General features: G+C 70.6%; 6 protein-coding genes. 5 read left to right on the top strand and 1 reads right to left on the bottom strand.

Annotated features, from left to right (window positions below):
- Positions 1-21 precede the first annotated feature (21 nt).
- On the top strand, positions 22-1,929 hold the full coding sequence (locus ACWCWD_RS20060; protein ID WP_450774125.1) for a glycoside hydrolase family 35 protein: 1,908 nt from the start codon (positions 22-24) through the stop codon (positions 1,927-1,929).
- Positions 1,930-2,185: 256 nt separating this feature from the next.
- Complete coding sequence (locus ACWCWD_RS20055; RefSeq protein WP_450774124.1) at positions 2,186-2,977, top strand: hypothetical protein; 792 nt, start codon at positions 2,186-2,188, stop codon at positions 2,975-2,977.
- 157 nt (positions 2,978-3,134) lie between these two features.
- Here the strand turns inward: ACWCWD_RS20055 and ACWCWD_RS20050 are convergent, their stop codons facing one another.
- Positions 3,135-4,370, bottom strand: coding sequence for a damage-control phosphatase ARMT1 family protein (locus ACWCWD_RS20050; protein WP_450774191.1), 1,236 nt, complete (start codon positions 4,368-4,370; stop codon positions 3,135-3,137).
- A 971-nt stretch (positions 4,371-5,341) separates the two neighbouring features.
- Here ACWCWD_RS20050 and ACWCWD_RS20045 point away from each other — a divergent pair.
- From ACWCWD_RS20045 to ACWCWD_RS20035, 3 genes are all read left to right on the top strand, one after another.
- Positions 5,342-6,886: an endo-1,4-beta-xylanase gene (locus tag ACWCWD_RS20045; RefSeq protein WP_450774123.1), complete on the top strand. Its 1,545-nt coding sequence runs from the start codon at positions 5,342-5,344 to the stop codon at positions 6,884-6,886.
- A gap of 203 nt (positions 6,887-7,089) precedes the next feature.
- Complete coding sequence (locus ACWCWD_RS20040) at positions 7,090-9,858, top strand: glycoside hydrolase family 48 protein (RefSeq protein WP_450774190.1); 2,769 nt, start codon at positions 7,090-7,092, stop codon at positions 9,856-9,858.
- A gap of 256 nt (positions 9,859-10,114) precedes the next feature.
- The gene (locus ACWCWD_RS20035) at positions 10,115-12,532 is read left to right on the top strand and encodes a glycoside hydrolase family 6 protein (RefSeq protein WP_450774122.1); all 2,418 of its coding nucleotides are present in this window, start codon (positions 10,115-10,117) and stop codon (positions 12,530-12,532) included.
- The last annotated feature ends 634 nt before the right edge of the window (positions 12,533-13,166 follow it).

Below are 13,166 nucleotides of genomic sequence, written 5' to 3'. Positions count from 1 at the left end.
ACTCTACCAAGCTTGTTATACATGTCATCGATAACATACGCTCGCGCCGTGACTGAGTCGCCCACGACACACATCCCCTCGGCACGCCCCACGGACGATGCGACGGCGAGCCCCGCCACCGCCGCTCTGTCCTGGCGCGAAGGCCGCTTGTACCGCAACGGCGTTCCACACCGCATTCTGTCGGGAGCGCTGCACTACTTCCGGGTTCATCCCGATCTCTGGCGGGACCGCATCCGCCGGATCGCCGATCTCGGTCTCAACACCATCGATACGTATGTGGCTTGGAACTTCCACCAGCCGCGCGAGGACCGGGCGCCGGGCTTCGACGGCTGGCAGGACCTCGAACGCTTCATCCGCACGGTGGGAGAGGAGGGCCTCGACGTCATCGTCAGACCCGGACCCTACATCTGCGCGGAGTGGTCCAACGGCGGTCTGCCCGGCTGGATCACCGGCCGCGACCTCGCCCTGCGCAGTTCGGACCCGGTGTTCACCTCGGCGGTCGGCACGTGGTTCGACGAACTGATCCCCCGCATCGCGGCGCTCCAGGCGTCCGAGGGCGGGCCGGTCGTCGCGGTGCAGGTGGAGAACGAGTTCGGCAGCTACGGCGACGACCACGCCTACATGCGCTGGAGCCGCGAGGCCCTGACCGAACGGGGCATCAGCGAGCTGCTGTTCACGGCGGACGGCCCCACCGAGCTCATGCTGGACGGCGGTTCCCTTCCGGGCACCCTGATGGCCGCCACCCTGGGCTCCAAGCCCGAGGCCGCCCGCGCACTCCTCGCCGGCCGTCGCCCCGAAGAACCCTTCCTGGTCGCCGAGTTCTGGAACGGCTGGTTCGACCACTGGGGCAAGCGGCACCACGTACGCGGCGTGGAGAGCGCGGTGCACACCCTGCGCGGCATCGTCGCGGACAGCGGCAGCGTCAGCATCTACATGGCGCACGGCGGCACCAACTTCGGCCTCTGGGCGGGTGCCAACGAGACGGACGGCCGTCTGGAGCCCGTGGTGACCAGCTACGACTCCGACGCGCCGATCGCCGAAGACGGCTCGTTCACCCCCAAGTTCTTCGCCATGCGCGAGGCGCTCGGCGCCGAGGGCCCCCTCCGTTCGCCCGAGCGGCTGCCGAAGCTCCCGCCCGCCCGCGTCCCGCTCACGCACCGGGCCGGCCTTCTCCCCGGGCTGCGCGCCGTACCGCCGACGACCACCAGCACCGCACCGCGCCCCGCCACGTTCGAGCAACTCGGCCTGGACGCGGGCATGGTCCTGTACACCGCGCACCCGCGCATCCCGGCGGGCACGCACCAGCTGACCCTCACCGACGTGCGCGACCGCGCCCTCGTCTTCGTCGACGGCACCTTCCTCGGCATCGCCGACGCCGATTCACGGGAACTGCCCGTGGCGGGAACCGGCGAGACCGTGAAGCTGGAGATCCTCGTCGAGAACCTCGGCCGGATCAACTACGGACCGACCGTCGGCGGGCACAAGGGCCTGCTCGGCCCGGTCCTGGTCGACCGGCGCACGGTACAGGGCTGGGAGAGCGCGCCGGTCGCGCTCCAGGAGTGGTCCGACGCGGAGCTCGTCCAGGCCCTCGCCTCCGGCCCAGCTCCCGCCTTCGGCTCCGCGTCCGCCTCCGGCCCCGGTACGCCGGCCACCGGGTTCGCCGCCGCCCGGTTCCACGTCGACACTCCGGCGGACACCTTCCTAGCGCTGCCGGGTTCGCGCCGCGGCTTCGTCTGGGTCAACGGGTTCCTGCTCGGCCGCTACTGGGAGATCGGGCCCCAGGTGACCCTGTACTGCCCGGCACCGCTGCTGCGGTCCGGCGAGAACACCGTCACGATCCTCGAACTGGAACAGCTCGGCGAGGAAATCGAGTTGCGGGACCACCCCGAACTCGGTCCGCCGGAGGAGTACATCGAGGAGTTCGACTGACCGGGACGGCGACCGGCCGGGCGGCGGATCGTGCGCGATCCGCCGCCCGGCGTGGCCCCGGCCCCGAGGAAGACCGAGGACACCCAAGCGCTCGCGGAACGGCTACGGGGCCGCTCCGCCATGGGGATTAAATGCCGCGAACGTGAGGCGTCGTGACCGGTTCCACCGCTGACGATCCTTACCGTGTCGTGCGAAACGCAGGCCTGGCCAAGGCGCCTGTCCTGCCCTCCATGTACCACCCACGAAAGGAGTGAGCGTGAGCGCTCGCTTCACCATGAAGTGGAAGATCGCGCTTGGGGTTACGGCGCTGGCCGCAATCGGCGCCGGGACCGTCCCGGTCTCCGCCCCGGCCGGCGGTGGTAAGGGAAGCACGGATCACTGGGGCGTCATCACCCGCAACACGATCGGCTCTCCCGTCGCTGCTCCGAGGAACGGCCCGTACGGATCGTTCGGTGTGACGGGGACCGCCGCGAGGCCGCCGTACGGACGCGGCAGCCTCGGAATCGAGGTGGCGGATCGCTCCACTTCCCTGACTCCGCCCAGTGAGAAGGTCAGCTTCGGCAACGAGGTCGACTTCTACGGCAAGCCGGTCCTCGGCGCCCAGGGCCTCGACAAGGTCGGCTTCCACGTCTTCCAGACCGGCGAGAACGTCTCCTACGGCGGCCCGACGAACATGCCGGACATCACGTTCGAGATCAATCCAAACCTCACCGCCGCCCCGGCCACCACCTTCTCGTCGATGGTGTGGATGCCGCCGGCCTCCCCGGTGACGAACCGTTGGAGCGGCTACCTGGACGCCACCACGACCGGTACATGGATCCTCACGGGCAACGCGGGCACCGTGACCGGCTGCGTTCTGGCGACCCCGTGCACCTTCTCGCAGCTGAAGACCGCGCTCGACGACGGCGGCACACAGCCGACCATCCTCACCGCCGCGGTGGGCAAGGGCCGCGACTACATGTGGATCGGCGCTGTCGACGGCTTGCGGATCAACAGGGCCATCTACGACTTCGAGGTTGACGGAGTCAAGACGCGTCGCGCAGGCTGAGCCCCGCGCCCGGCAGGGGCGTCGTCGCCGGCTGCCTCACGGCTACCGGCGACGAGCCCTCCTCTTCCACCGCCGTGATCATCGGGTCGACCCTCCGCCGTGCGATGCACCGCGTCTGACGCCGCACGCCCATCCACCAGAGGTCGCGGGACAGCCTTTACGCCCGCACCTGGACCAGCGCGTGCGTGCCGCTCGTACGCCAAGCGGTCCCGGACGCTTCGAGGGCGTCCAGCATGTCCTGCTCCAGGCCCACGACGACGTCGGACTTCAGCGTCCGCAGCGCCGCGACGGCCCCCGGGAAGTACGCGGTGAGATCGGCGAAGGGCACAGTCGCCTCCCACCGCCGGTCGCCCACCAGGCGACGGTAGTTGAGGTCCCCCTTCAGGAGGGTGAGCGCGGCGCCCGTGAACTCCTGCCGCAGGTCCTCGGGCATCTCCTCGTACCCGAACGGGGCGCAGAAGAACGGGTGGGTACGGACCTCCAGCTCGCCCGAGGCCATGGCCTTCCAGAGCCGGCCGCCGGTACGGCCTGCCTCGCCGGGTGCCTCGACGAGGCGGCGCAGGCAATCGACCACGTCGGCGGTCATCGCGTCGGAGACGAAGTACGGGGACGGCTTGACGTACAGCACGACCCGCTCGGCATGCGCGTGTCCGAGGAGGTGGTCGACGAGGACGAGATCGGGGATCAGCTCGCGTCCCGCGTTGTCGGCCACCACGGCCACGGTGGCCGGGGCGCCGACGGGCAGGAGCTGCCACAGCGCGGCGCTGTCGTCGGCGACCAGCGCCGGGTCCACGGCGCCGTCCGCTGCCGGCTCCCCCGCCGAGACACGGAAGCCGAGGTCCGCGCGATTGCCCCAGAGCGAGGCGGTGAGCAGCGCCGCACCCCGCTGGGGGGCCGGAGCACCGGCGAGCTCGTCCAGGGCCCGCAGCTCCTCCTCGACCGCCTCGCCCCGCAGTTCGGCCCGCTTGAACGGCGCGAAGGGGTCGACTCCGCGCCACGGCCCCGTACCGAAGTACCCGACGGCGCCGAGGAGCCTGCGGTAGAAGTAGTTCTCCGCCCACAGGAACGGGGCCTCGTACCAGGAGCCCCCGACGTACTCCTGCCCCCAGGCCGCCCAGAGCTCGTGGTCGTGGTCCGCGTCGGGGAGCGGCCGGACGACATCCTCGGCGATCTCGTCCAGCAGCGCGTCGAGGGCCTCGTGCTCCTCGCGGCCGTACGGGAAGGCGTCCCGTACCTGCCGGATGAGAGCGGGGTGGCGCTCGGCCAGTACACCCCGGGGGAACGAGCCGGGCTCGTCGCTCAGGACGACGGGAGCACGGACGACGGGGGCAGCCTGCGGGGCACTGCCGCCGACAGCCCCTTCGCCCGGAGTGCGGGAGTTCTTCTCTGTCATGGTGCCCAGGCCCTTCGCGCGTCGGTCGCTCACCCGACCATGATCGCAAGGAGCCGTCCGCCGTCGGCCCGGCCCGCCGAGACTCCGGCGGGGCGAGGAGGGCGGCGGCCGGCCGTAGGTCCCGGGGGCCGGGGGTCCGGGGAGCCGGGGAGCCGGGGGGCCGGGGGGCCGGGGGCCGGGGAGGTGAACGACGAGCGCGTGCCGGTCGGGGGACGTTTGCAGGTGCGGAGGCCGAACGGGCCGCAAGCGGCCGATCGCCGCGACCAGGCCACGCCCCGAACACCGGCGCCCGCGCCCGGGGCGAGGCTCCGGCGGGCCGGCGGCTACGGCCGGCCCGGAGGTGCCGCGCCACCCGGGTGGCCAGCGGGAGGTCATGACCGCGCCATGGCCACCGGCTCCCCCGGCGCCCCGCGCGACGCGCACGGACCGCCGCAGGCTGCCCGCCCGGCGCCACCGGACGGACTCGCTCCCCTTACCGCCGGCCAGGCCCGGAGCGGCCTTCCGTTACGCGGATGCGAACGGTCCCGCACCGGGGCCGCACATCTCCTCAGGTGTTCACCCCGCGACCGGAAAGGCGCCACTCCTTGCTGCGCGTCGAATTCATTCGACGGGTTGCAGTGCGCGTCGAATTCATTCGACGGCGACAGCGCGCGTCGAATTTTCGACGAGTAACAGCGGGTGTCGAATTCATTCGACGGCGACAACCTGTGTCGAATTTATTCGACGGGCCACAACCCCACCTGCGGCAACGCCCGTTCAAGGTGTGGTCGCGTTAACGCGCCCGTAAGACAGTTGTGATTCAAGTCTTGACAGGTGCTCGACACCAGGCCACCTTGGGAGCGCTCCCACACCAGTAACCCGCACAGTCCACTCACCCTTTCACCATCAGCACCAGGTGGTGAAAGGGGCGTGGCGAGGCACGGACGCGCCCCGCCACGCTCCACGCTGCCCGGCAGAGGAAGGCGTTCGTCATGAGCTCGATGAAGCGCTGCGGACACGACCGCGCCAGAGGGATCCCGGCCCTTCTGGCCGGAGCGCTCACCCTCGCCCTCGCCGCCCTCGCGAGTGGGCCGGCGACAGCGGCCCAGCAGGGCACGCTGCATGAACTTGCCGCTGCCCAGGGCAAGTACTTCGGCTCCGCCACGGACAACCCCGAGCTGACCGACGCCGCGTACACGGCCCTCCTGGGCTCGGAGTTCGGACAGATCACCCCCGGCAACTCCATGAAGTGGGACACCACCGAGCCCGTCCAGGGCCAGTTCAACTTCGCCAAGGGCGATGTGATCACCGACTTCGCGGCGCAGCACGACCAGACCGTGCGAGGCCACACCCTCGTCTGGCACAGCCAACTGCCGAGTTGGGTCGGCGCTCTGCCGTCGGCGCAGGTCGAGGCGGCGATGACCCGGCACATCACCGAGGAGGCGACCCACTACCGAGGCGCGGTCGCCGCGTGGGACGTGGTGAACGAGCCGTTCAACGAGGACGGGACCTACCGCACGAGTCCCTTCTACAACGCGATGGGCACCGGCTACATCGCCACCGCCCTGCGCGCCGCCCACGAAGCGGACCCGGACGCCAAGCTGTACCTCAACGACTACAACATCGAGGGGCTCGGCGCGAAGAGCGACGCCATGTACGCCCTGGTCACCGAACTGCTCGACGAGGGTGTACCGCTCGACGGAGTGGGCATGCAGGCCCATCTGGCCGTTCAGTACGGCTTCCCGTACCAGATGCAGGCGAACATGCAGCGGTTCGCCGACCTCGGCCTCGACGTGGCGGTCACGGAACTCGACGTCCGTATGCAACTGCCCGCCGATGCCGCCAAGTCGGCCACGCAGTCGTCGTACTACCAGCAGGTGACCGAGGCCTGCCTCGCGGTCGAGCGCTGCGTCGGCATCACGGTCTGGGACTACACGGACAAGTACTCCTGGGTCCCGAGCACGTTCCCGGGTCAGGGCGCGGCCAACCTGTACGACGAGAACCTGCAGCCCAAGCCCGCCTACTCCGCCGTGCGCACCGCGCTGGGCGGCGGGGACGACGGTGACGGCGGTGACGGCGGCGGACCGGCGGCGCTCAAGGCGCAGTACCGGAACAGCGATTCATCGGCGGGCGACAACCAGATCAAGCCCGGTCTCCAGCTGGTGAACACCGGCGCGACGGCGGTCGGCCTGTCGGACGTGAAGGTCCGGTACTGGTTCACCGCCGGCAACGGGGCTGCCACGTACAACACTTGGTGCGACTGGTCGCCGATCGGCTGCTCCGCGGTGACCCACCGGGTGGTCGCGACGGACACCCCGAAGGCCGGCGCCGACCACTACCTCGAAGTGGGCTTCGGCAGCGTCAGCCTCGCCCCGGGCGCCACGACGGGCGAGATCCAGCTGCGGCTGAACAAGACGGACTGGTCCACCTTCGACGAGTCGGACGACTACAGCTACGGCAGCGGCACCTCGTACGCGGACGCCCCCAGGATCGCCGTGTACGTGGGCGGCGAACTGGTCTGGGGCATCGAGCCCTGATCCCCGGGCCCACCGGGCCCACCGGCCGCACCACCCCGCTCCCCCCCGACGACCCACCCCCATCTCCACCCTCCAGACGACCACCCCCTTCTCCACCCCCTCGCTCACCCCCTCGCTCACCCCCTCGTCCCCCGACGACACCCCCCAGCGGAGGATTTGTGTCGATATCACGTAGAACATTCAGCAGCGCCCTGGGTGGCAGCATCCTCGCCGCCGGTATGGCGCAGGGCATCGCCGTCGCCAAGCCCGCCTCCCAGGCGGCCGACACCGGGGCCGGCGCCGCGTCGGCCACGGCCGCGTCCAACGACCCGTACACCCAGGCCTTCCTGACCCAGTACGGCAAGATCAAGGCGGCCGCCAACGGTTACTTCAGCCCGGACGGCCTGCCGTACCACTCCGTCGAGACCCTGATGGTCGAGGCCCCCGACCACGGCCACCAGACGACCTCGGAGGCGGTCAGCTTCTGGATGTGGCTGGAGGCCGCGTACGGCAGGGTGACCGGGAACTGGGCGCCCTTCAACGCGGCCTGGACGGTGGCCGAGAAGACGATCATTCCGCAGCACGCGGACCAGTCGACCGCCGACTCCTACAACCCGTCGTCCCCCGCGACCTACGCCCCGGAGCACCCGCTGCCGAGCGCCTACCCCTCCGCCCTGGACGGCACGGTCAAGTCCGGCGCGGACCCGCTCGCCACGGAACTCGCCGCGTCCTACGGGACGATGGACGTCTACGGCATGCACTGGCTGATGGACCTGGACAACGTCTACGGCTACGGCAACAAGCCGGGCACCGGTGGCGAGGCCGGGCCGGGCGCCGGCGCCTCCTTCATCAACACCTACCAGCGCGGTGCGCAGGAATCGGTGTGGGAGACGGTCCCCCAGCCCACCACGGACCTGTTCAAGTACGGCGGCCCCAACGGTTACCTCGATCTGTTCGTCGGCGATTCCAGTTACGCCAAGCAGTGGAAGTACACCAACGCGCCGGACGCCGACGCCCGCGCGGTGCAGGCCGCCTACTGGGCGAACCGCTGGGCCACCGCCCAGGGCAAGGCGAGCGACGTCGCGAGCTCGGTCGCGAAGGCCGCCAAGATGGGCGACTACCTCCGCTACGCCATGTTCGACAAGTACTTCAAGCGGGTCGGCGACTGCACCGACCCGGCCTCCTGCCCGGCCGGTTCCGGCCGTGACTCCCAGCACTACCTGCTGTCCTGGTACTACGCCTGGGGCGGCGCCGCGGCCGGAAGCGGCGGCGGTTGGGCCTGGCGCATCGGTGACAGCGCCTCCCACCAGGGCTACCAGAACCCGCTGGCGGCCTGGGCACTGTCCAACGTACCGTCGCTGACCCCCAAGTCGGCCACGGCCAGAAGCGACTGGTCAAAGAGCCTGACCCGGCAGCTGGAGTTCCTGACCTGGCTGCAGTCGAGCGAGGGCGCGTTCGCGGGCGGCTGCACCAACAGCTGGGAGGGCAGCTACAGCAAGCCGCCGGCCGGTACGTCGACCTTCTACGGCATGGCGTACGACTGGCAGCCGGTCTACCACGACCCGGCGAGCAACAACTGGTTCGGTTTCCAGGCATGGGGCATGGAGCGCCTCGCGGCGTACTACCACGAGACGGGCAACGCCTCCGCGAAGGCCGTGCTCTCCAAGTGGGTCGCCTGGGCCTCGTCCGAGACGACGGTGGGCGCCGACGGCAGCTTCCGCTTCCCCTCGACGCTCAACTGGTCGGGCCAGCCCGACACCTGGAACGCGGCGTCCCCCGGCACCAACGCGGGCCTGCACGTCACGGTGGTGGACTACTCCAACGACGTCGGCGTGGGCGCCGCGTACGTCAAGACGCTCACCTACTACGCCGCCAAGTCGGGTGACCAGAACGCGGCGGCGCTCGCCAAGGCGCTGCTGGACGCGATCGCGCTGAACACCACCACCAAGGGCATCTCGGTGCCGGAGGTCCGGCGCGACTACAACCGGTTCGACGACGAGGTGTACATCCCCGCCGGCTGGTCGGGCAAGATGCCGAACGGCGACCCCGTCAAGTCCGGGTCCACCTTCATCTCCATCCGCAGCTGGTACAAGAACGACCCGGACTGGCCGAAGGTGCAGGCCTACCTGGACGGCGGCGCGGCGCCGACGTTCACCTACCACCGGTTCTGGGCGCAGGCGGCGCTCGCGCTGGCCTTCGCGATCTACGCGGAGCTGCTGGTGGAGGGCGGCGGCCAGCCGAGCGGGGACACCCAGGCTCCGACGGTCCCGGCGGGTCTCGCCGTGACGGCGACGACCGCGAACAGCGTGTCGCTCTCCTGGTCGGCAGCCACCGACAACACCGCCGTGACCGGCTACGACGTGTACCGCAACGGGGTGCTGGCGGGGAACGCCACCACCACGGCGTTCACCGACTCGGGTCTCGCCGCGGCCACCGCGTACAGCTACGCGGTCGCGGCCCGGGACGCGGCCGGCAACACCTCGGCGCTGTCGGCCGCGCTCGCCGCCACCACGAAGTCGGGCAGCTCGACCGGCACCGGCGCGGTGAAGGTCCAGTACAAGAACACCGACTCCGCCGCCACCGACAACCAGATCAGGATGGGCCTCCAGGTGGTCAACACCGGCAGCGCTCCGATCGACCTGTCGACGGTGAAGCTGCGGTACTGGTTCACCTCCGACGGCGGCGCGAGCACCTTCGGCACGTACTGCGACTACGCCGCGCTCGGCTCGTCCAACATCACCCACTCCGTGGTCGCGGTCTCCAGTCCGAAGACGGGCGCCGACCGCTATCTGGAGGTCGGGTTCACGGGCGGCGCGGGCACCCTGGCGGCCGGCGCGTCCACCGGTGAGCTCCAGTTGCGGCTCAACAAGAGCGACTGGTCCAACTTCAGCGAGTCCGACGACTACAGCCGCGGCACCAACACGGCGTACGCGGACTCCTCCAAGGTCGCGGCCTACGTCGCCGGCACCCTCGCGTGGGGCACCGCCCCCTGACCCCTCGCACCGTGACCGGCCGATGACCGCGCCGGGCCACCCCACCCACTCCCGATGGCGGGACACCCACCGCCCCGCCGTACCCGCCATCGGGGCAACACCCCCAGTCCCGACGACGCACCGCAGGTCCCCGTCCGAAGCGACGGCGGCCTGACGGGAGCGGTGAGCCCCGACCCGGCCACCCGCTCCCGGTCGGCACCCCATGACCCGTCCGCGGCGAGCACCCGCGGGCGTACGAGAGGAGCACGGAGCCGCAATGAGTACCAGAGGCACCATCACGAACGGCTTGCGCCGGAGACTGGCCGCAGTCTCCGCCCTGGCCTTGGGCGCGGCGCTCGCCGTCGCCGTTCCCGCCAGCCCCGCTTCGGCGGCCGCCACGGCGCGGGTCGACAACCCCTACGTGGGCGCGACGGCATACGTGAACCCGGACTGGTCCGCCAAGGCCGCGGCCGAGCCGGGCGGCGCCGCCATCGCCAACACGCCCGCCTTCGTCTGGATGGACCGCATCGCGGCCATCACGGGCTCCTCCGAGGCGAGGGGCCTGCGGGCGCACCTCGACACGGCGCTGGCCCAGGGCGCGAACCTGTTCCAGGTCGTCATCTACGACCTGCCGGGACGCGACTGTGCCGCGCTGGCGTCCAACGGTGAGCTCGGCCCCACCGAGCTCGGCCGGTACGAGAGCGAGTACATCGACCCGATCGCCGCCATCCTGGCGGACCCGGCGTACGCGAACCTGCGCATCGTCACGATCATCGAGCCCGACTCGCTGCCCAACATCGTCACCAACGCGGGCGGCACGGCCGGTTCGACCGACGCCTGCGCGACGATGAAGGCGAACGGCAACTACGAGAAGGGTGTCGGCTACGCGCTGCACACCCTGGGTGCCATCCCCAACGTCTACAACTACATCGACGCCGCCCACCACGGCTGGCTGGGCTGGGACAGCAACATGAGCCCCGCCGCGGCGGAGTTCAAGAAGGCCGCCACGTCCGAGGGCGCCACGGTCAACGACGTCACCGGCTTCATCGTGAACACGGCCAACTACTCGGCTCTCAAGGAGCCGAACTTCAAAGTCACCGACTCGGTGAACGGCACCACGGTGCGCCAGTCCAAGTGGGTCGACTGGAACTACTACGTCGACGAGCTGTCGTTCGCCCAGGCGCTGCGCACCCTGCTGGTGAGCCAGGGCTTCAACTCCAACATCGGCATGCTGATCGACACGGCCCGCAACGGCTGGGGCGGCTCCGCGCGGCCCACCGCCGCCGGTCCGACGACCAGCGTGGACGCCTACGTGGACGGTGGCCGGGTCGACCGGCGCATCCACGCGGGCAACTGGTGCAACCAGAGCGGCGCCGGCATCGGCGAGCGTCCCACCGCCGCCCCGGAGTCCGGGATCGACGCCTACGTCTGGGCCAAGCCCCCGGGGGAGTCGGACGGCAACAGCGCCCCCGTCGCCAACGACGAGGGCAAGGGCTTCGACCGGATGTGCGACCCCACGTACACCGGTAACGGCCGCAACGGCAACAGCATGACCGGCGCACTGCCGAACTCCCCGCTCGCGGGCCACTGGTTCTCCGCGCAGTTCCAGGAGCTCGTGCGCAACGCCTACCCGCCGATCACCGGCGGCGGCACCGGCACCGACACCACCGCTCCGACCGCCCCGAGCGGCCTGACGTCGACGGCGAAGACCAGCAGCAGCGTCTCGCTCTCCTGGACCGCGTCCACCGACAACACCGCCGTGACCGGCTACGACATCTTCCGCGCCGGGGTGAAGGTGGGCTCCTCCACCACCACCTCGTACACCGACACCGGCCTGACCGCCTCGACCGCCTACAGCTACACGGTCAAGGCCAAGGACGCCGCCGGCAACGTCTCGGCCGCCTCCAGCGCCCTCTCCGTCACCACCTCCGCGACCAGCGGCGGCACCACCGACACCACCGCTCCGACGGCCCCGACCGGCCTGACGTCGACGGCGAAGACCAGCAGCAGCGTCTCGCTCTCCTGGACCGCGTCCACCGACAACACCGCCGTGACCGGCTACGACATCTTCCGCGCCGGGGTGAAGGTGGGCTCCTCCACCACCACCTCGTACACCGACACCGGCCTGACCGCCTCGACCGCCTACAGCTACACGGTCAAGGCCAAGGACGCCGCAGGCAACGTCTCGGCCGCCTCCAGCGCCCTCTCCGTCACCACCTCCGCGACCAGCGGCGGCGGCACCGGTACGGGCACGGTCAAGGTCCAGTACAAGAGCACCGACTCCTCCGCCACCGACAACCAGATCCGGATGTCCCTCCAGCTGGTCAACACCGGCAGCAGCGCGGTGAACCTCTCCACCGTGAAGCTGCGCTACTGGTTCACCCCGGACGGGGGAGCCTCCACCTTCGGCACCGCGTGCGACTACGCGGTCGTCGGCTGCGGAACCGTGACCCTCGGCGTGACGGGCGGCGGTTCGGCGACCGGCGCCAGCCACTACCTGGAGGTCGGCTTCGGCAGCGGCACCCTGGCCGCCGGCGCCTCCACCGGTGAGATCCAGGTCCGGATCAACAAGAGCGACTGGTCCAACTTCAGCGAGGCGGACGACTACAGCCGCGGCACCAACACCGCCTTCGCCGACGCGTCGAAGATCGGCGCCTACGTGGGCGGCACGCTCTCCTGGGGCACCGCTCCCTGACCCGGCCGCCCACAGGCCCGCCGCCGAACTGACGCGGTGACGGGCCCGGGCCGGGTCCCCCTGTGACACCGCCCCCCGCCGGACTTCCGGCGGGGGGCGGTGTCGTGCGGAGCTCCGCCCAGCCGGATCACGCCGTCAGGGTCGTCTGACGCGGTGCTGGTCACGCCCGCCTCTCGTGGCGGGGGGCGAGGCCGCTTCAGGTGTTCCCTGGATTCCTCAGGCAGGAGATCACGCCTCGCGGGGATCATCAACATTCCGCAGGAGAAGCCTCAGACTCCGCGATATGCAGGAGCGCGCCCGCATTTGACGTCCTTGCGCCCGGAGTTGGCACCGGAGTCGATACCTCTTTTCCCGGCCTCCCCGCTCCGCGGAACGCGCCGGACGGAACGCCCGAATCCCGTCTCGTGCACACGTTGGAGCCTCGGCGGCCATTCGATCGGCCAAATAAACACACTCTCCGGAAAGGCCGCTCGCGGCGGCAAGCATTTCCAGCCATTCATGGGCTCGTAGTCACGGGCAGGAAAGCGCACCACCGGAGTCCCACAGCACCACCGGCAGCCTGCCCCTCGAGTCGGGCCACCCCACGCACGACGGCCGCCCCACGCACGACGGGCGCGAACGCTGCCGTCGTGTC

It is taken from the genome of Streptomyces sp. NPDC001493 (genome assembly GCF_053597235.1).
This window is presented reverse-complemented; position numbering and strand designations above follow the sequence as displayed.

Excerpts from the sequence above, each read along its gene's own strand:
- ACWCWD_RS20060 (WP_450774125.1), top strand. The coding sequence starts at position 22 with ATGTCATCGATAACATACGCTCGCGCCGTGACTGAGTCGCCCACGACA.
- ACWCWD_RS20045 (WP_450774123.1), top strand. The coding sequence starts at position 5,342 with ATGAGCTCGATGAAGCGCTGCGGACACGACCGCGCCAGAGGGATCCCG.
- ACWCWD_RS20050 (WP_450774191.1), bottom strand. The coding sequence starts at position 4,370 with ATGACAGAGAAGAACTCCCGCACTCCGGGCGAAGGGGCTGTCGGCGGC.
- ACWCWD_RS20035 (WP_450774122.1), top strand. The coding sequence starts at position 10,115 with ATGAGTACCAGAGGCACCATCACGAACGGCTTGCGCCGGAGACTGGCC.